This is a genomic window from Aurantiacibacter aquimixticola (assembly GCF_003605475.1).
Classification (GTDB): Bacteria; Pseudomonadota; Alphaproteobacteria; order Sphingomonadales; family Sphingomonadaceae; genus Alteraurantiacibacter; species Alteraurantiacibacter aquimixticola_B.
This window is the reverse complement of record NZ_RAHX01000001.1, coordinates 267,113-285,352: the sequence shown is the minus strand read 5'-3', so window position 1 is coordinate 285,352 and position 18,240 is coordinate 267,113. Positions and strand designations below refer to the sequence as shown.

Here is an 18,240-nt window from a genome sequence, read left to right as displayed (position 1 = left end):
GGATTTGCGAATGAGCGAAGTGCTCGCCAATGTCAGCTGCGTCGCGATGCGTGGACGCGGCATTCTCATCAGTGGAGAGCCCGGCAGCGGGAAATCCTCCCTCGCCCTGGCCTTGCTCGATCGCGGCGGTGATCTCGTCGGCGATGACGGCGTGAGCGTGGCAGTCGATCCGGACACGCAGCGCATCGTCGCCTCGCCACCGCCCAATACCGAAGGCCTGATCGAAATCCGCAATGTCGGACTGCTGGAAGTGCCGACGACATCCGCGCCTCTGGCGATACTCATCCACCTTACCGCCGATGCCGAACGGCTGCCTCTGGGCGTGGCGGAAGCGACGCTTCTCGGGCAGTCCCTGCCTCAGATCGATCTCTATCCCGACACCCCCGCCCTCGCCCTTCGGACCGAAGCCGCGCTGGAAATCCACGGGATCGACGACGATGCGCAATAGCGCATTCACTTCACTTTTGTTGCAGCCACGCTACATCGCCTGCTGATGGCCGACACAGCCTCTTTGGCGCGGCAGCGCATTCTCCTTGTCACCGGCATGCTCGGCGCGGGCAAGAGCACCGCGTTGCGGGAGCTGGAGGATCTCGGCTGGGAATCGATCGACAATTTTCCCATCCGCCTGCTCGATCGGCTTATCGGACCGGACAGCGAATCTTTTTCGCTCGCCATCGGATTCGATTGCAGAACGCGCGGTTTCGTGCCGTCGGAAGTCATCGAACAAGTCAAAAGCATGGTCGATGACGAGGATATCGCCGTCACCACGCTGTTTCTCGATTGCGCCGGGCACGAGCTGGAACGTCGCTTCAACGAGACGCGGCGGCGGCATTTCCTGGCGCAGGATCTGCCGGTCTCCTCCGGCATCGCGGCGGAGCGCGAATTGCTCAGCCCGCTCAGGCGCTGGGCCGACGCGCTTATCGACACGACCGATTTCACCACGAACGACCTCAAGCAGACGATCCGCGATCAATTCGGCCAGACCGCGCCCAGGGAAATGACCGTCACCGTTTCAAGCTTCGGATTTTCGCGCGGCATGCCGCCGACGGCCGATCTTGTCTTCGACATGCGTTTCCTCGACAATCCGCATTGGCAGGAGGATTTGCGCGAACAGACCGGGCTTGACGCGCCGGTCGGGGAATTTATCGAGAAGAGCGCCGTCTTCGCCAGCACCTTCGACAAGATACGCAGCCTGCTGCTTGAACTGCTTCCCCGCTATGCCGATCAGGGCAAGGCCTATGTCAATATCGCCTTCGGTTGTACCGGAGGGAGACATCGCAGTGTCTACACGGCAGAGAAGATGGCGCAGGTCTTGCGCGATGGGGGCTTTTCGCCCACGGTCCTGCATAGGAATCTGGGGTCGCGCGCGGCGGAACTCGTGGAAGGCACGCAGCATCCGTGACATATCGCCCGGCCCCTGAGAGAGAGTCGCACCCGAAGAGCTGCCAACCCAGATGATCGGCATTATTCTCGTCACCCACGGCCGGCTGGCCGAGGAATTCGTGTCCGCGATGGAGCATGTCGTCGGCCAGCAGGATGCGGTCGCCACGATCTGCATCGGCCCCCATGACGACATGGAACGCCGCCGCAAGGACATCGCCAAGGCGATCAGGACGGTCGATAGCGGCGCCGGTGCGATCCTGCTGACGGACCTGTTCGGCGGGACGCCGTCCAATCTCGCCATTTCGCTGCTGAAAGCGGGCAAAACCGAGGTGATCGCCGGTATCAACCTTCCGATGCTCATCCGTCTTGCCGGTGCACGCAAGGAAATGACGCTGGCGGATGCGGCGCAGGCGGCGCGCGATGCCGGGCGCAATTACATAACGGTCGCGTCGGAGTTTCTGGGACAGCACGCCTGAGGGGGAGCACGAGCGTGAGCGGACACAGCCGGGATCTCGTCATCGTCAACAAGCGCGGGCTGCATGCCCGGGCAAGCGCCAAATTCGTCGCCGCGGCGGCGGAAATGGACGGCAGCAAGGTTGTTGTTGCCAAGGATGGTCACGAAGCGCTCGGCACCTCGATCCTCGGCCTCATGATGCTAGGCGCGGCGAAGGGTGACACCGTGACCCTGCGGGTAGAGGGCGATGCCGCGCAAGAACGGCTGGCGGAGCTTTCCGCGCTGGTCGAAACCGGCTTCGGCGAAGAATAGGCGCGGCGATAATGCGCCGCGAAATCACCGGCTTTTCCAATCCTACGGTCAAATATCTGCGCTCCCTGCGCGAGAAGAAGCACCGCAAGCGCGAGGGCAAGTTCCTCGCCGAAGGGCTGCGCCTGCTGACCGACGCGCGCGAAAGCGGGCGGGTGCCGGAAATTCTGGTGATGGCGCAGGCGCGCGATCCGCATCCGCTGCTCCGCGCGCTGGAACAGGCAGTGGAGGCGTCGGGCGGTGAGATCGTAAAGACCACGCCCGATATTCTCTCCAAGATTACGGGTAAGGACAATCCACAGGGCGTTGTCGGCGTGTTCGCGGAGTTCGACACCTCGCTGACCGCGCTCGACCGCAGCGCAGCGCCCATCTGGCTGGTCGCGCAAGCGCTGCGCGATCCCGGCAATCTCGGCACCATGCTGCGCACCGGCGATGCCATCGGCGCTGGCGGGCTGATCCTGGTGGACGACTGCGCGGACCCCTTCAGCGTCGAGGCTGTGCGGGCGAGCATGGGCGCAGTATTCACGCAGAAGCTGGCCCGCGCACCGTGGGAGGAATTCATCGGCTGGCTGAGAGGCGGCGAAGGACAGCTCGTCGCTGCGAGCCTGCGCGATGCCGTTCCCCACCGCGGCGCGCCCTATACAGCGCCGTGCTTCGTGCTGGTCGGCAACGAGTCGCGCGGCCTGCCGGAGGACTACGAGGCGGCATGCGACCTGCGCGTAACGATGCCGATGCGCGGGCGGGCGGACTCGCTCAACGCCGCTGTGGCGGCGGCGGTGCTGGGGTACGAGGTGCTTGCCTCGCTGGAGAGCTAGTCGCCTTGCACGAAATGTGTGATACGCCAGCGGTCGTTGCGCCGCGAGACGCCCAATTCGTAATCAGCCAGCAAACGCAGGTTTTCGCTGCGGATAAAGCCTTCGCGTGGCCTTCCCGTCCCCTCCTCGGACCAGGTGACCGCCGCCATGCCGTCCGAGGTGTTGTCGACACGCCTAACGGCTTCCCAGGACAAGCGGGCGATATCGGGCGAACTCGCGTCCGGCGCTTCGTAGACTGGAATATCCTCACCGGTAACGATAGCCGTTTCCATCCATTCTCCGGCGATTTCCTGCGCTGCGAAATACGGCATGGTCATGGTCGCACCATCCGACGCGCAGCCGAGCTCGAGCAGGTCGTCGAGCGCACTCCAGCGCTCTCCGCCGCTGGCATCCAGCAATTCCACGAAACGAGCGCGGCCCGCATCGTCCAGGACCGTCAGCCGCACGTCCTCTGCCGCCAGGGCGGCCACGCTTTCGGCATCGCGATCGCGAATGGCACGGCGAAGCTGCGACAGAAATTCTGCCGCGCCCGGCTGATCGGTGCATTCATCGCGCGGCGCGAAGGGGCCAGCTGCTTGCTGAGGCAGGTTCTCCCCTTCGACCTCTTTGACCAGCTCCTCAGCAGCGCGTTCCATCTTGACAGCCGGCGGGTCGGAACGGTCGCAACCGGTGAGCACCAGCGCGATCACCGGAAGCACGGCAAGCAACTTCATTCCGCCGCCTCACGCTTGGGATCTGCGGCGCCGAGCAGCGCGCGGTCCTCCTCGGTCATGTCATCCGCATTGTAGCGCGGCGTCCCCTCGACCAGCGGCACGTCGTCGATCTCCTTCTTGCCGATCTCTATGCCCTTTTCCTGCATCCGCCGCGCGGAGGAAAGGACATTGCGCTCGAAGCTGCCGACGAATTTGTTGTAATTCGTGACGGCCGTTTCAAGCCCGCCGCCCATGCGCTTGAGATGCGCAGCCGCCGTTTCCAGCCGGGAGTAGAGCTCCGCGCCCATTCGACCGATTTCCTGCGCCTCCGCCGCCAGCGCATCCTGCCGCCACACCTGTGCAACGGTACGCGCAATCGCGACAAGATTGGTGGGCGTTGCGAGGAGTACGCGATTGTCGAAAGCGTAATCCCATAGTTCGGGGTCGGCTTCGAGCGCGGCGGCGACGAAATGCTCGCCAGGCACGAACATCACAACGTAATCGGGCGCTTCCTCGAACTGGCTCTGATAGCTTTTCGCGCCCAGCGTCTGCACATGTCCGCGCATGGACTTTGCGTGCAGAGCCATATGCCGCTTGCGCTCGTCATCGTCGTCCGCCTCGAACGCGGCCTGGTAGGCATTGAGCGAAACCTTGGAGTCGATCACCAGCTTCTTCTGGCCCGGGACGTTGACGATGGCATCGGGCCGCAGCCGCCCCTCTGCCGTATCCATCGACTGCTCGAGGTGGAAATCGGTATGCTCGGCAAGGCCGCACTGCTCGAGCAGGTTTTGCAGCGCACGCTCGCCCCAGCGGCCCCGCGCCTTGGGTGCATTGGTCAGCGAATTGCCGAGTCGTTGCGCCTCGCGACGAACCTCTTCCTGCCCCAGCCGCATCGTTTCGATCTGCTGATGAAGCTTGGAAAAGGCATCGCTGCGCTGGCGCTCGAGGCTGCCAACCTGCTCTTCGTACTTCTGCAGCCGATCGTTCACCGGCTTGAGCAGATTGGCGACGGCTTCCTTGTTCGCTTTTTCCGAATTGCCGAAGCGCTCGGCGGCATCCTTGATGAACTTCTCCTGCGCCTTGCCGAGAATGTCGCTGCCCGCCGCGCGGAACTGTGTCAGCAATTCCTCGCGCGCTTCCTTCATCAGGGTCAGCTGCTTGTCATGATTGGCGGCATCCGCCTCCAGCGTCGCGAGCCGGGCGCGCAGCGTCTCGCGTTCCGAGCGCACCGTTTCCAGCTGCTCGCCCAGCGCATCGGCCTTCTGCGCACGAACGCTCGCGCCTTCGAGATCGACGATGGCCTTGCGAAATTTCTCGTCCAGCTCCCGCGCCTCGGCATCGCGGGCGGCATGGCGCTCTTTCCATTCGCCGACGGGCCGCGAGCCTAAGAACCAGCCAGCCCCTGCGCCCAGCAGCAGTGCAACGAAAATCAGCAAAATTGGGGTCGTATCCATGCGAGGAACATAGGCCGAACGCGGCGCGGCTGCCAAGCATCAATCGGAACCAATCCCCCGCCCCGTGCGCTCGACAGGCAAAGGAGATTACCCAAATGTCGATCAAGGAAATGATCCAGGACCACCCGAGCGTCGGGTCCGACTATAACGACGAGCTGGGCGAGGCGGTGAAGCATGCCATGTACGCCGCCGCAATCTGCAATTCGTGTGTCGATGCCTGCAATGCCGAACAGGGCGACATGTCCGAATGCATCCGCAAATGCTCGGACGCGTCCGACATCTGCCAGGCCGTCAGCACGGTGGCCGCCCGGCGCACGCATGGCAATACGGTAGTGATCAAGTCACTGCTCGAAGCGTGCATCATCGCCTGCAAGGTCTGCGCGGAAGAAAGCGCGAAGCACGACAATCCGCACTGCAATCGCTGCGAGCGGATGTGCCGCGAAGTGGTCGAGGATTGCACGAAGGCGCTGCAGGGGATGGTCGAACACGCGCGCAGCTGATCGACGCCAACCGCCAAACAAAAAGGGCCGCCCCGATGGAGCGGCCCTTTTTGTGTGCCGAGCGGATCAGGCCGCTTCGCGCATCTTCTTGAGCTTTTTCAGCGCCATGCCGCGCTTCAGCCGGCTGAGATGGTCGATGAAGAGGATGCCGTTGAGATGGTCCATCTCGTGCTGGATGCACACGGCCATCATTCCGGTCATCTCTTCCTCGTGGCTCTTGCCCTCGAGATCCTGCCAGCGCACGCGGCAACGCGCCGGGCGCTCGACATCGGCGTAGATCTCGGGAACCGACAGGCAGCCTTCCTGATAAGTGCCCATGTCCTCGCTCGGGTCGAGGATTTCCGGGTTCACGAAGACACGCGGATCATTCTTGATCGCTGGGTGGGTATGCTTGTGCCCGTCATGTTCGCATTCGACGGGCTCTGCGTCCGGATCTTCCTCCTGCAGGTCTATGACCAGCAGGCGGATCGGCTCGCCCACCTGGATTGCGGCAAGGCCGATACCGTGCGCGGCGTACATCGTCTCGAACATGTCGTCGACGAGCGTCCTCAGCCCGGCATCGAAGGTCTCGACGGGCTTGGAAATGGTCTTCAACCGGGGATCCGGCGCTTCAAGGATTTCGCGTATGGCCATGGCGATAAATATAGTTCCGTTTGGTCGAATGTTCAACGGGACTGGCCCACCCCTGGCCCCTCCCGCAAGCAGGAGGGGAGCGAGACTTAGCGAGCCGCAGGCGAGGTTAGTCGCAGCGGGGTGGGCTTAGGATAGCGGCCTTCGCGCGCGGAGCGCCTGCGCCAGCGTGCCTTCGTCGAGATAGTCGAGCTCTCCGCCCACCGGCAGCCCATGAGCAAGCTGGGTAATTCGGATAGGCCGATCCTCCAGCCGCTCGGCGATGTAGTGCGCGGTCGTCTGTCCCTCCAGCGTTGCGTTCATGGCGAGCACGACCTCGTCCACCCCGCCCTGCTCCACGCGGCCCATCAGGCTGTCGATCGCAAGGTCTTCCGGCCTGATGCCATCGAGCGCGGACAGACGCCCGCCGAGCACGTGATAGGTCCCGGTGAACAGCCGCGCGCGGTCCAGCGCCCAGAGATCGGCGACGTCCTCCACCACACAAATGCTTTTCGCATCGCGCTTGGGATCGGCGCAGATCGTGCACGGGTTCTGCGTATCGACATTGCCGCAAGTTTCGCATTCGACGAGCTTGTCCTGAACCGCTTCGAGAGCGTGCAGAACCTGCTTCAGCGCCGTTTCACGGTGCTTTACCAGCCACAGCACGGCGCGCCGCGCGCTACGCGGGCCGAGGCCGGGCAGGCGCGCAAGGGCGGAGGCCAGGTTTTCGATCTCTTGCGATGCCATCGCCTGCCAGATAGGGCCGCGCGCTACGGATAGGAAGGCCGGACATGCGCATCATCTTCATGGGAACGCCCGACTTCGCAGTGCCGACGCTCGATGCGCTGGTGGAGGCGGGCCACGATGTCGTCGCCGCCTACACCCAGCCGCCGCGCCGCGCCGGTCGTGGGAAGCAGGAGCGGCCATCACCTGTGCATGTCCGGGCCGAGGCGTTGGGGATCGGGGTTCGCCACCCTGTCAGCCTTAAAAGCGCTGAAGAGCAGCAAAGACTGGCAGCGCTGGAAGCCGATATCGCCGTGGTCGCCGCCTATGGACTTCTGCTGCCGCAAGCCGTTCTCGACGCACCCAAGCATGGCTGCCTCAACGTGCACGGATCGCTGCTGCCGCGCTGGCGCGGGGCGGCGCCGATCCACCGCGCGGTGCAGGCGGGAGATAAGGACACCGGCATCGCTATCATGCAGATGGAAGCGGGCCTCGACACCGGCCCGATGCTGCTGAAAAGCGCGACGCCGATCGCTCGCAAGACAACGGGTGAATTGCATGACGAACTCGCCGCCATTGGCGCTGATTTGATGGTCGAGACGCTTGAGCGGCTGGGCGAACTGGAGCCGGAGGTGCAGGACGATGCCCTCGCAACCTATGCGCCGAAGATCGACAAGGCGGAGGCGCGGCTCGATTTCTCGAAACCTGCCGAAGTGCTGGAACGCGAAGTGCGCGCCTTTTCACCCTTCCCCGGAAGCTGGTTCGAATTGGGCGGCGAGCGGGTGAAGCTGTTGATGGCCGAATTGGTCGAGGGCGACGGCGCGCCCGGCGAGGTGCTCGACGACGACATAACCATCGCCTGCGGCAGCGGCGCGCTGCGACCTGTCACGCTGCAACGCGCGGGCAAGCCGGCGATGGGGCGCGAGGATTTTCTGCGCGGGCGACCGGTGACAGCGGGGACGATGCTCGATTGACCCGCTTTGCGCTTACGCTCGAATTCGACGGCGGTCCGTTCTTCGGCCTGCAACGGCAGGAGAACGGCCCGTCCGTCCAGCAGAGCGTGGAGGAAGCGGCGCAGCGCATCACCGGAAAGGACGTCACACTGCACAGTGCCGGGCGTACCGATAGCGGCGTCCACGCGCTCGCCATGCGGAGCCACCTCGATATCGAAAAACCGTTCGAGCCGTTCCGCCTTATGGAAGCGCTGAACGCGCATCTGCGGCCCGAGCCGGTTGCCGTGACGCACTGCGAGGCGAAACCCGACGACTGGCATGCGCGCTTTTCGTGTATCGGGCGCAGCTACGAATATCGCATCCGCAATCGCCGCGCGCCGCTGACGCTGGAAAAGGGGCGCGCCTGGCACATCGCCAGGCCGCTCGATGCCGACGCCATGGACGAGGCGGCGCAGGCGCTGGTCGGCCAGCACGACTTCACCACCTTCCGCAGCGTGCACTGCCAAAGTGCCAGTCCGGAAAAGACGCTAGGCCGGCTCGATGTCAGCCGCGAAGGCGATGCAGTGCTGATCCGCGCCGCCGCGCGCAGTTTCCTGCACCACCAGGTTCGCTCCATGGTCGGATGCCTCGCACTGGTCGGACAGGGGCAGTGGCGGGTGGAACAGATGCAAGAAGCGCTCGAAGCGCGGGACCGTGCCGCGCTCGGGCTGAATGCCCCACCGGAGGGGCTATATTTCGTCGCCGCGCGTTATCCGGATGAGGAACAGGAGATTTAAATGACCACAACCGGCCGCCAACTCGTATCGACGCTTTCGCAGGACGGCACGCTGGTGCTGGAATTGCAGGAGCACGACTTTCCCGAGCCGACGGGCAACCAGGTGCTCGTCCGCATGGAAGCCGCGCCGATCAACCCGTCCGACCTATTCCTGATGACGACCGGCGCGGATCTGGAGAACGCCGAATATTTCCCCGGCAAGATCGAGATGCAGCTGCACCCGCAGGTGGCAGCGGCGCAGTCGTCGCGGCACGGCAAACCGCAGACGGTCGGCAATGAAGGCGCGGGCACGGTGGTCGCGGCTGGCGATGACGAGATGGCGCAGGCCCTGCTGGGGCAGCGGGTCGCCTGCGTGCCCGGTAATGCCTTTAGCGAATATGCCATTGCCGATGCGATGATGTGCATCCCGCTGGGCGAACACACGGCCGAGCAAGGCGCGTCCAGCTTCGTCAACCCGATGACGGCGCTCGGCTTCGTCGAGACGGCGAAGCGCGAAGGGCATGATGCGATGATCCATGCCGCTGCGGCCAGCAATCTCGGCCAGATGCTGAACCGTATTTGCCAAGAGGACGGCATGGTGCTGGTCAATATCGTGCGTCGGGAGGAGCAGGCCTCGCTATTGAAGGATCAGGGCGCGAGCCATACGGTCAACTCTTCCGATGACGATTTCGAAAAGCAACTCGCAGGCGCAATCGGAGAGACGAAGGCTTTTCTCGGCTTCGATCCCATTGGCGGCGGGACCACGACCGACACCTGCCTGCGCGCCATGGAGCGCGTCGCGGCGAAGGACATGAGCGAATACAGCCGCTACGGCTCCGACCAGGCGAAGAAGATGTATATCTACGGCCGGCTCGACCTATCTCCGACGATCCTGACGCCCAGCTACGGCTTCGGCTGGACGATCTCGGGCTGGCTGCTCATGCCCTTCCTTGCGAGCTGCGACATGCCGACACTGATGAGTCTGCGGACGCGGATCGTCGATGGCCTCACCTCCACTTTCGCCAGCAGCTACAAGGCTCGCGTCGGGCTGGAGGGAATGCTGACCAAGGATGCGATCACGGATTACGCACAGATGGCGACCGGAGAGAAGTATCTGGTGACGCCGCAGAACTAATTCGCCTAAGGCACCGGTTCGGCCTCACGCCGCAACGCCTCCTCTATCCGCCTCTCGGCAGCCTCTTCATCGACCTCGAAAGAAAAATCCCCGTCGCGCACGCCGACTTCGACCGGCACGCCATCGATATCGGTCACGATAATCGCTTCGCCGTCCCGGATGATCAGGCGGCGGCCGTCACCGAGCGGAATGTCCTCCAGGTCGGGGACGTCGAGCGGCTCAACCGGGCCGCTGGGATCGGGTGACGGAGTGGGCCGCGGCGGAGCGGCTTCCGTGCCCAGCGCGCCGCGCATGAAATCGCGCCAGATGCGGGCGGGAAGGCCCCCACCGGTAACACCGTCCAGCGGCGAATTGTCATCGTTTCCGATCCACACGCCCACCACCAGATCGCCGGCAAAGCCTACGAACAGCGCGTCGCGATTGTTCTGCGTCGTGCCGGTCTTGCCGAAATTCGGCACAGACAGCGTCGCCGCGCTGCCGGTGCCGTTATTGATCGCACCGCGAAGCAGTTCCAGCATCTGCTGATGGTCCGATCGATTGAGGCTGCCGCGCCCATCGGCGAGCCAGTCGAACCAGCCCTCTTCTTCCGCGGGGAAGGCGCGCGCTTCGATCGGATAGGCATTGGCGGCGACGCCGGCGTAGGCGGCAGTCAGCTCGAGCAGGCTCATCGTGCTGGTGCCGAGCGCGAGGCTGGGATCGCCCGTCGGCAACGCAGAAGTGACGCCCAGATCGCGCGCGGTCTCGATTACGGCTTCACTGCCCACCGCGTTGAACAGGCGCACGGCGGCCACGTTGGAGCTCTGTGCAAACGCCTCACGGAGCGTCAGCTCATCCGAATAGCGGCTGTTATAGTTGCTGGGGCGATAGCTGCCGCTCGTGAATTCGGTGTTGGCGATCGTGTCGTCGGCATCCCAGCCATCGCGCAGCGCGGCGAGATAGACGAACAGTTTGAAGGTGGATCCCGGTTGTCGGCGGGCCTGCGTGGCGCGGTTGAACGGGCTTTGCGAATAATCCTTGCCGCCGATCATTGCGACGACTTCGCCATTGGTTCGCATCGCGACGAGCGCCACCTGCGCCTCTCCCAGCGGCGCGCGATCGATGACGCGGCGCGCGATGCCCTGCAGCCGCGAATCCAGCGTCGTCGTCAGCGTCTGGCGGGAGTAGGATATATCGGACAGTTCGCGCGCTTCGGGCAGGGCCCAGTCGGCGAAGTAGGTGCCCGTGGGCAAATCGTTGCGTGTTCGCACGTCGAGCGCGGGCACGCGCATTGCATCGGCCTGCTCCTGCGTCAGATATCCTGCCGCGACCATCGCATTCTTCACGAGCGCATATCGCTTTGCCGCGAGGTCCGGATTGCGCGTTGGCGCGAGACGGCTGGGTGCCTGCAGAAGGCCCGCCAGCATCGCCGCCTGCTCCGGCTTCAGATTTTCCGGGTGCCGGTAGAAATAATGCAGGCTCGCTGCGCGAATGCCATACATATTGTCGCCGAAATAGGCATTGGAGAGGTAGCGTTCGAGGATCTCGTCCTTGGTCAGCCACGCTTCCAGCCAGAAAGCGATAAGCGCCTCTCGCGCCTTTCGCGTCAGCGTCTGTTCGGGGCTGAGGAAGGTGAACTTCGCCAACTGCTGGGTGATGGTAGAGCCGCCGCCCACACCGGTGAAGGCAGCGCGCGCAATGCCGCGCGGATCGACGCCCCAGTGATCGTAGAACCGCCTATCCTCGATGGCGAGGAAAGGTTGGATCACATGGTCCGGCAAGTCCGCGATCTCCACCGGCTCGTCCACCATTGCGCCATTGCGGGCGATCGGCGTTCCGTCTGCCGCCAGCAGCGTGATCTGCGGCGGCGCGATCGGCTGGAGCGACTTGTTGAGCGGTGCGGTAACAGCGAGATAGCCGACAAGCAGCATGAAGATCAGCAGGATGGCTGCGATCCAGCGGCTGATCCACCACAGCCACGATCGGTCCCGCACGCGTCCCGGCATGAACCGGCGCCAGCCGCGGGCATAGCGCGAGGGTTCTTCGAATTCGGGCGGGCGACGATCCCCGCGATCCATGTCGTCCAGGCCGTGCAGCGGCGACCATGGCGCATCCTCTAAAGCGAGATCGCGTTCCGACCAGTCACCGCGCAGCTCTTCGCGCGCGCGCTTTTGGAAAGGGAATCGCCACATGCCGGTCACCGGGGCGTGTTAGCAGTGCAACACAGCAGATGCGAGCGCTTTTGCGTCATGGCCTGTCGCTGCCCCGCTGCCGCTGAATATGCGGTGACGACGAATACAAAGGGGCGGTCGCTCCCAACGCCCGCCCCTTCGATTTGCCTGTGCCACATGGCTCAGGCGATATTGAGTTCGTCCACCACCGCGCGGAAATTGTCCGCCAGCTGGTAGCCGAGATCGCCATAGGAAGCTGCGCTCTACTAGCTGTAATAGTTCGGGTCGGAGATGAAGCCGGTCATCAGCTCGTTGGTGTAGGTGTCGTCGTCCCAATGGCCGCACGCGGTGCCCGGCCCGCCATCGGTCTCCACTTCGATCCGGCTGATGCCGAATTCGACGAGCGATTCCGCCTGGGCGAGTTCGCCTGCAAAGCTGTTGTCCGGATTGATCAGGCCAAGGCGATCCCGGATCGTGCCGAAGCCGAGCGCATGGCCCATTTCGTGCAGCACGATATCGTCGAACAGGCCGGCAGCTTCGAAATCGCTGGCATCGGCAAGGTCGAATTCCCGGCGATCAGCGCGGTGTAGAAGTCTGCCGCAGCCACGAAAATATCGTAGAGCGACTGCGTCCACGTGCCTTCGAAGACGATGGTGATGTTGAAATCTGCAGAGGCATCGGCCGGTCCGCTGGTATAAGCGTCGGGCGTGAAACCGCCGCCACCGCCGCCACCCCCACCTTTGCCGGGCTTATCGGCACCATCCGGCTTGGCGTAGAAGAAGTCGTCTTCGGTGGAGGTGTGCACCAGATCGACGATGGTGACGTCGCCATTTGCGCCACGCCGCCCAACTGGCGGCAATTCGCCGCCGCGCCCGACGGCACTTCCCTGCGAGACCAGCCCGTTGGTGGCGAGCTCGAGCCCATCGATCGGCTCGAACTGGAAATCCCTTTTCACATGCGTCCCCGAATTGTCCAGGAAAGTACCGCCGAACCCGGCTGCGAGCATGGATGTTACCGGGCAATCGGGGGCTGGCAATGCCGGGCATGGTTAATATGCATGGAATGGTCCGCGCTTCGCCACGCCCCGTCGCGAACCTTCATAGCCTCGCGATGGCGCGCGCGATCATTTACCGATCGGAACGCGGCGGGGGAAGGCTCGCTCGAAGAAATCACCCGCGTTCCAGGCCGGTTGCGCGTCCATATTGGCGATATTGCGAGTGACGAGATACGCAACGTCGGCGAAGCGACCGAGCTGTTCGTAGTCCACGAGGTCCGCCTCATCCGACACTTTGTGGTAATGTGTGCTCAAGAAAGATTCCTGCGCAACGTCCCCGCCATTGCCGAAGCCGAGCTCGACATAGACGGCCGGAATGCCCGCCTGGACGTAGGAATACTGATCGGAGCGGAAGAAGAACGCTTCGCTCGGATTGGGATCAGGCACCAGCTTCAGGTCATACTCGTTCACCGCGCTGGAGACTTCGCCAAGCAGGTTGGAGCGGTCTGCGCCGAAGGCGACGATGTCCGAAAAAGGCCAGGTCAGCACCGGCATGTCGACATTGACGTTGGCCGCCAGATAGCCCTGCTCAAGTCCGGGATTGGCCGCGTGGTAGGACGAGCCGAGCAGACCCAGCTCTTCCGCGCCCAGTGCAACGAACATGACCGGGCGGCGCTGCGGCTGGGCCGCAAACAGCCTCGCCATTTCGAGCATCGCGGCCGTTCCGGTCGCATTGTCCATCGCGCCGTTATAGATCGGATCGGGCCCCTCGCCATTGGCCCCTTCGTGGTCGAGATGCGCGGTCACGACGATATACTGGTCCGCCACGCTGGGATCTGTGCCGGGCTGGATGGCGATCACATTGCTCGTTTCCAGCATCGGCTCGAATGCGTTTTCGTAAGCGACGCGGGCGGTCATACCGGTCGCGAAACTGGGCACGACGGCGAGATCGTTCGCCTGCGCAGCAGAGAAAGCTTCGTAGTCGAGCGGCTGGCCTTGCAGCAGTCGGCGGGAAAGCTCGGGCGAAGCGATGAGCGAGAATTCCATCCCGCGCGCATCGTCATGGGCAACGCCGTCCGGACCCATCCACGTCACGCCGCCGACACGGCCGATGAAGTTGCGACCGCGTTCCCAATTGATCCGCTCATCCATGGAGGGCGTCCACAGCATGATCGCACCGACCGCGCCGCGCGCGGCGAAGCGCTGCATGGCGGAACGCTGGATGTGGATCGTCTCGAGCGAGTCGAGGCCCTCTGGCACGGCAAACGTCCAGAGTGCGATCTTGCCTTCGAGATCGACGCCGGAAAGATCGTCATAGCCGAGATCGGGCAGGTCGAGGCCGTAACCCACGAAGACCATTTCGGCCGTTACGCTGTCGCCGCTAGCGCTGGCGATTCCGCCGCCGACGAAGTCTTCGCCGAAAGTCGCCTTTATGTCGCTGCCATCGGCACCGCGGATCGAGAGGCGGCTGTCGCGCGCCGCGGAATGACGCACGAGGCCGAAACGCTGATACCAGTCGCCATCGTCTCCGCCGGGCTCGAGGCCCATATCGGCGAAGCGGCTGGCGACATAGGCAGCCGCACGGTCGTAGCCGGGCGTTCCCGCCTCGCGCCCTTCCATGTCGTCATCGGCAAGAACGCGCACATCGCGTTCCAGCGTGGCGCGATCCGTCACCGGATCTTCGGCGAGCGCCGGAGTGGCGGAAGCGGCCAGCGCAAACGCGCCGAGAAGGAGAAATTTTTTCATGAGTTACGCGTGCCCATCTGCGTTGTAATCGGTGCTGAACGGATAGCACCACAGCCGGGGCGTGCGCGCAAGGGCTAGCTCTTGGAAACCACGCTTTCGGGCAGCTCCTTGTTGAACACGCGCTGGTAATATTCCGCAACCAGCATCCGCTCCGCCTCGTCGCATTTGTTGAGGAAGCTGAGGCGGAAAGAAAAGCCGGGATCGCCGAAGATTTCCGTGTTCTGCGCCCATGTGATGACCGTACGCGGGCTCATCACGGTGGAGATGTCGCCGTTCATGAAGCCCTGCCGTGTCAGGTCCGCCACGCGGATCATGTCGGCCACCAGATCATCGCCCAGCGTCGTCTTCGCGGCGACAATCTCGCGCTCGGTCTCCGCGGGCAGGTAATTCAGGCCGACAACGATGTTCCAGCGGTCCATCTGCCCCTGATTGATCGCCTGCGTGCCGTGATAGAGCCCGCTCGTATCGCCCAGCCCCACCGTGTTGGACGTCGCGAACATGCGGAAATGCGGATCCGGGCGGATGACGCGGTTCTGGTCCAGCAGGGTCAGCTTGCCCGCCTGCTCCAGCACGCGCTGGATGACGAACATCACGTCCGGACGCCCCGCATCGTATTCGTCGAATACCAGTGCGACTGGATGCTGCAGCGCCCAGGGCAGCAGACCTTCGCGAAATTCGGTGACCTGCAATCCGTCGCGCAGCACGATGGCATCACGCCCGATCAAGTCGATCCGGCTGATATGCGCGTCCAGGTTGATGCGGATGGTCGGCCAGTTGAGACGCGCGGCGACCTGCTCGATATGCGTGGACTTGCCAGTGCCGTGATAGCCCTGGATCATGACGCGGCGATTGTGGGAGAAGCCCGCCAGGATCGCGAGCGTCGTATCGGGATCGAAGACGTAGCTTTCGTCCGTATCGGGAACGCGCTCGTCCGCCTTCGAAAAGGCGGGCACTTTCATGTCGACATCGACGCCGAAGGTTTCGCGCACGTCCACTTCGGTGTCGGGCGCTGCCATGATGGTGGAGCCGGTTTCGCTGTTCGTCGTCATCTCGTTCATCTCGGCGGCGGTGCCTAGACGTGCTATGGAGGCCCTGCAACACAGTATTCGGGTCGCGGTGGAGGAGAATGGCTATGTACGTTCAGGGTTTTCTTATTCCGGTTCCGGAGGACAAGAAAAACGCATATCTGGCGCTTGCGAAGAAATCGGCGGAGAAGTTCCGCGAATACGGCGTGAGCGAGATCGTGGAGACGTGGGAGGACAACGTCACCGACGGCAAGCTCACCGATTTCCGCAGGGCCGTGAAGGCGGAGGCGCGCGAGAAGATCGTCTTTTCCTGGATGATCTGGCCCGACAAGGCGACCTGCGACGCCGCCGAGGAGAAGATGGAAAGCGATCCTTTCTGGGCCGAAATGTCCGACATGCCCTTCGACGGCAAACGCCTCATCTACGGTGGCTTCTCACCCATTTACACGATGGGGCGCGACTCGTGAGCAAATATACCTTCTTCTTCAATCCGATGAGCCGCGCGCAGATTGCCCATTGGGCTTTCGCCGAGGCGGGGGTCGAGCCGGAGATCGTGCAGGTCGAGTGGGAAGCGAAGCCCGCCGCGCTGCTGGAGGCGAACCCCATGGGGAAGTTGCCGACGATCATCCACCACGCCGATGGCGGGGATCGGGTGATCACGGAAGCGGCTGCGATTTGCCACTATCTGGCCGAGATGGATGCGCCCGACCTGCTGCCGCGTGAGAAAGAAAAGGCGGACTACTTCCGCTGGATGTTTTTCGCCGCAGGGCCGGTCGAGGCCGCCGTCACCAATCATGCAATGGGCTGGGAACCGAAGGGCGCTTAGCAGGAAGGCATGGCCGGTTTCGGAAGCTACGACCGGGTGATGGACACGCTCGATGGCTGTTTATCGAGCCGCGACTACGTTTGCGGGAAGCGCTTCACCATGGCGGACGTCTATGTCGGCGCGGCGGTGGACTGGGGCCTGCAATTCGAGACCATGCCGGCGCGCGACAGCTTTGCCGCCTATGCCAAACGATTGCGCGCCCGCGACGCATACAAGCGCAGCACCGGCGCAGCAGGGGGCTGAAAAGCGCCACCAAACGGACTATATCGCTCGCATGGCCGGTCGCGCGCTTTTCGATCCAGCAGAATTTCTCCGGCTGAAGCTGGTCGAGGGCGTGCGCGGCGTTTTCAACGACACCGCCAGCGGCGAAGCGCCCGTGCCGCCATCGGACGACGCCTATTTCGCCAAGGACACACCGGTCCGCATGGTCCATGCCGATGTGGTGAGCATGATGGTGGGAGGCATGGCCGCTCTGCTGCTGCAGATGCTCCACCCGCACGCGCTGCGCGGCGTTCTGGAATACTCCAATTTCCGCGCGGACATGCATGGCCGATTGCGCCGCACGGCGCGCTTTATCGCCGTGACCACTTATGGCCACCGGGACGCCGCCGACGAGGCCATCGAGCGGGTCAATCGTATTCATAAGCAGGTGAAGGGCACGCTGCCCGACGGCACGCCCTATTCCGCCACCGATCCGCGCACGCTCGCCTGGGTGCATGTGACGGAAGCGCTCATGTTTCTCGAGGCGTGGCTCGTCCATGTCCGTCCCGACATGCCCTTGTCTGAGCAAGACGAGTATTTCCGCCAGTTCGCCCTTATCGCGCGCAAGCTTGGCGCGGACCCGGTGCCGGAAACGAAGGCCGAGGCTCAGGCGATCTTCCGCGACATGCGCGGCGAATTATCCGCCGGACCGGAAGCGCGCGAAGTTGCGGAGCTGATCGTCGAGGGCAAGACACCGGGTGCTGCGGGAGCGATCCAGCCCTTTCTCGCCAATGCCGCGGTCAATCTGCTGCCGCCCTTCGCGAGGACCATGCTGGGGTTGGAGAGCCCGGGCCTCGCCGCGCTGCCCTCTCGCCTCGTCACCAACGGTCTTGGCGGCACGCTGCGCTGGGCGTTCAAGCAGCGCCCCTAGCCGAACGCCGCTGCCCGCCTCAAAAGCTGGTAAGCCTCCACGACACGCTGCAAACGTCCTTCATGACTGCGGTCGCCGCCATTGCGGTCCGGATGATAGCGTCGGACCAGGCTCGAATAGCGCTGGCGCAATTCCTTTCGGTCGGCCTTCGGGCCAAGCCCCATCACCGAAAGCGCTTCACGCTCGCGCGGCGTAAAGCGGCTGTATCGCTCATGCTTGCGACCCGCAGCCGCCCGTCGAACCTCGCCTGCCCGCGCCCCAATGGCATCGAGCGGATCGGCGAAGTCGGCCCAGCGCGGCATGCCGTCGGCGCCCGCGGTGGGACGGAAAGCGGGTATCTCGGTCTGCCAACCGGAGCCGGGCGCTTGCGCCGCATAGATCTCGTCCGCGCTCATCCCGTCGAACCAGTCATAGCCCGCATTGAATTCGCGCACGTGATCGAGGCAGAACCAGCGCCAGTCACCCGGTCCGTCGAAGCTGTTACCCTGCGCGCCGGGGGCGCGAAATTCGCCCGCTTCGCGGCACGTGGGGTGCTGGCATTCGCGCCCGTCACTATCATATCTGCCGTGGAACTTCTGGGAACGCATCG

Annotated in this window: 23 protein-coding genes; 13 read left to right on the top strand and 10 right to left on the bottom strand. The window is 63.8% G+C overall.

Translation table 11 applies throughout. The features are described from left to right. Positions 1 to 10 precede the first annotated feature (10 nt). The 5 genes from D6201_RS01460 to D6201_RS01440 are packed head-to-tail and all read left to right on the top strand — an operon-like array spanning position 11 to position 2,961. Positions 11 to 448, top strand: a complete 438-nt coding sequence (locus D6201_RS01460; RefSeq protein ID WP_120047090.1) for an HPr kinase/phosphorylase — start codon at positions 11 to 13, stop codon at positions 446 to 448. A 45-nt stretch (positions 449 to 493) separates the two neighbouring features. Beyond that, entirely contained in the window at positions 494 to 1,402 is a 909-nt protein-coding gene (gene rapZ / locus D6201_RS01455; RefSeq protein WP_120047089.1) for an RNase adapter RapZ, read from the top strand. 52 nt (positions 1,403 to 1,454) lie between these two features. Beyond that, positions 1,455 to 1,859 carry a PTS sugar transporter subunit IIA gene (locus D6201_RS01450; RefSeq protein ID WP_120047088.1) on the top strand — a complete coding sequence of 135 codons (405 nt, stop codon included), beginning with the start codon at positions 1,455 to 1,457 and terminating at the stop codon, positions 1,857 to 1,859. 14 nt (positions 1,860 to 1,873) lie between these two features. Then, positions 1,874 to 2,149 carry an HPr family phosphocarrier protein gene (locus D6201_RS01445; RefSeq protein WP_120047087.1) on the top strand — a complete coding sequence of 92 codons (276 nt, stop codon included), beginning with the start codon at positions 1,874 to 1,876 and terminating at the stop codon, positions 2,147 to 2,149. An 11-nt stretch (positions 2,150 to 2,160) separates the two neighbouring features. Further along, complete coding sequence (locus D6201_RS01440) at positions 2,161 to 2,961, top strand: TrmH family RNA methyltransferase (protein WP_120047086.1); 801 nt, start codon at positions 2,161 to 2,163, stop codon at positions 2,959 to 2,961. On the opposite strand, the gene D6201_RS01435 is transcribed toward D6201_RS01440, so the two are convergent. Together D6201_RS01435 and D6201_RS01430 are read right to left on the bottom strand one after the other, a co-directional pair. Beyond that, positions 2,958 to 3,674, bottom strand: coding sequence for a hypothetical protein (locus D6201_RS01435; protein ID WP_120047085.1), 717 nt, complete (start codon positions 3,672 to 3,674; stop codon positions 2,958 to 2,960). The two genes, D6201_RS01440 and D6201_RS01435, sit on opposite strands and share 4 nt — an antisense overlap. Further along, complete coding sequence (locus D6201_RS01430; RefSeq protein WP_120047084.1) at positions 3,671 to 5,107, bottom strand: DNA recombination protein RmuC; 1,437 nt, start codon at positions 5,105 to 5,107, stop codon at positions 3,671 to 3,673. The genes D6201_RS01435 and D6201_RS01430 overlap by 4 nt, the downstream gene beginning before the upstream one ends. 95 nt (positions 5,108 to 5,202) lie before the next feature. Here D6201_RS01430 and D6201_RS01425 point away from each other — a divergent pair, with 95 nt between their 5' ends. Then, positions 5,203 to 5,607 carry a four-helix bundle copper-binding protein gene (locus D6201_RS01425; protein ID WP_120047083.1) on the top strand — a complete coding sequence of 135 codons (405 nt, stop codon included), beginning with the start codon at positions 5,203 to 5,205 and terminating at the stop codon, positions 5,605 to 5,607. Positions 5,608 to 5,673: 66 nt separating this feature from the next. On the opposite strand, the gene def is transcribed toward D6201_RS01425, so the two are convergent. Together def and recR are read right to left on the bottom strand one after the other, a co-directional pair. Beyond that, the gene (gene def / locus D6201_RS01420; RefSeq protein ID WP_120047082.1) at positions 5,674 to 6,240 is read right to left on the bottom strand and encodes a peptide deformylase; all 567 of its coding nucleotides are present in this window, start codon (positions 6,238 to 6,240) and stop codon (positions 5,674 to 5,676) included. 126 nt (positions 6,241 to 6,366) lie between these two features. After that, on the bottom strand, positions 6,367 to 6,963 hold the full coding sequence (gene recR, locus D6201_RS01415; protein ID WP_120047081.1) for a recombination mediator RecR: 597 nt from the start codon (positions 6,961 to 6,963) through the stop codon (positions 6,367 to 6,369). Positions 6,964 to 7,007: 44 nt separating this feature from the next. Here recR and fmt point away from each other — a divergent pair, with 44 nt between their 5' ends. From fmt to D6201_RS01400, 3 genes are read left to right on the top strand one after another with little or no spacing between them, the layout of a single operon-like run. Then, positions 7,008 to 7,913: a methionyl-tRNA formyltransferase gene (gene fmt, locus D6201_RS01410; RefSeq protein ID WP_120047080.1), complete on the top strand. Its 906-nt coding sequence runs from the start codon at positions 7,008 to 7,010 to the stop codon at positions 7,911 to 7,913. Then, complete coding sequence (gene truA, locus D6201_RS01405; RefSeq protein WP_120047079.1) at positions 7,910 to 8,668, top strand: tRNA pseudouridine(38-40) synthase TruA; 759 nt, start codon at positions 7,910 to 7,912, stop codon at positions 8,666 to 8,668. The genes fmt and truA overlap by 4 nt, the downstream gene beginning before the upstream one ends. Then, complete coding sequence (locus D6201_RS01400) at positions 8,669 to 9,781, top strand: zinc-binding dehydrogenase (RefSeq protein WP_120047078.1); 1,113 nt, start codon at positions 8,669 to 8,671, stop codon at positions 9,779 to 9,781. A 5-nt stretch (positions 9,782 to 9,786) separates the two neighbouring features. On the opposite strand, the gene D6201_RS01395 is transcribed toward D6201_RS01400, so the two are convergent. The 5 genes from D6201_RS01395 to D6201_RS01375 all read right to left on the bottom strand — a co-directional run bounded on the left by D6201_RS01395 (position 9,787) and on the right by D6201_RS01375 (position 15,726). Next, on the bottom strand, positions 9,787 to 11,835 hold the full coding sequence (locus tag D6201_RS01395; RefSeq protein WP_422664713.1) for a transglycosylase domain-containing protein: 2,049 nt from the start codon (positions 11,833 to 11,835) through the stop codon (positions 9,787 to 9,789). A gap of 359 nt (positions 11,836 to 12,194) precedes the next feature. Next, positions 12,195 to 12,440: a leishmanolysin-related zinc metalloendopeptidase gene (locus D6201_RS01390; RefSeq protein ID WP_133303916.1), complete on the bottom strand. Its 246-nt coding sequence runs from the start codon at positions 12,438 to 12,440 to the stop codon at positions 12,195 to 12,197. Then, positions 12,380 to 12,934 carry a hypothetical protein gene (locus D6201_RS01385; protein ID WP_120047076.1) on the bottom strand — a complete coding sequence of 185 codons (555 nt, stop codon included), beginning with the start codon at positions 12,932 to 12,934 and terminating at the stop codon, positions 12,380 to 12,382. The genes D6201_RS01390 and D6201_RS01385 overlap by 61 nt, the downstream gene beginning before the upstream one ends. A 117-nt stretch (positions 12,935 to 13,051) precedes the next feature. Continuing rightward, the gene (locus D6201_RS01380; RefSeq protein WP_120047075.1) at positions 13,052 to 14,668 is read right to left on the bottom strand and encodes a M28 family peptidase; all 1,617 of its coding nucleotides are present in this window, start codon (positions 14,666 to 14,668) and stop codon (positions 13,052 to 13,054) included. Between the two features lie 74 nt (positions 14,669 to 14,742). Beyond that, positions 14,743 to 15,726, bottom strand: a complete 984-nt coding sequence (locus D6201_RS01375; protein ID WP_193725681.1) for an AAA family ATPase — start codon at positions 15,724 to 15,726, stop codon at positions 14,743 to 14,745. 68 nt (positions 15,727 to 15,794) lie between these two features. Between D6201_RS01375 and D6201_RS01370 the strand changes: the two genes are divergently transcribed. From D6201_RS01370 to D6201_RS01360, 4 genes are read left to right on the top strand one after another with little or no spacing between them, the layout of a single operon-like run. After that, positions 15,795 to 16,160, top strand: a complete 366-nt coding sequence (locus tag D6201_RS01370; RefSeq protein ID WP_340137516.1) for a DUF1428 domain-containing protein — start codon at positions 15,795 to 15,797, stop codon at positions 16,158 to 16,160. Beyond that, positions 16,157 to 16,519: a glutathione S-transferase family protein gene (locus tag D6201_RS13210; protein WP_340137515.1), complete on the top strand. Its 363-nt coding sequence runs from the start codon at positions 16,157 to 16,159 to the stop codon at positions 16,517 to 16,519. The genes D6201_RS01370 and D6201_RS13210 overlap by 4 nt, the downstream gene beginning before the upstream one ends. A 9-nt stretch (positions 16,520 to 16,528) precedes the next feature. Continuing rightward, positions 16,529 to 16,762: a glutathione S-transferase C-terminal domain-containing protein gene (locus D6201_RS13205; protein ID WP_340137514.1), complete on the top strand. Its 234-nt coding sequence runs from the start codon at positions 16,529 to 16,531 to the stop codon at positions 16,760 to 16,762. A 31-nt stretch (positions 16,763 to 16,793) separates the two neighbouring features. Beyond that, positions 16,794 to 17,651, top strand: coding sequence for an oxygenase MpaB family protein (locus tag D6201_RS01360; protein WP_120047073.1), 858 nt, complete (start codon positions 16,794 to 16,796; stop codon positions 17,649 to 17,651). Here D6201_RS01360 and D6201_RS01355 read toward each other — a convergent pair. After that, positions 17,648 to 18,238, bottom strand: a complete 591-nt coding sequence (locus D6201_RS01355) for a DnaJ domain-containing protein (protein ID WP_120049123.1) — start codon at positions 18,236 to 18,238, stop codon at positions 17,648 to 17,650. The two genes, D6201_RS01360 and D6201_RS01355, sit on opposite strands and share 4 nt — an antisense overlap. Between the last annotated feature and the right edge of the window lie 2 nt (positions 18,239 to 18,240).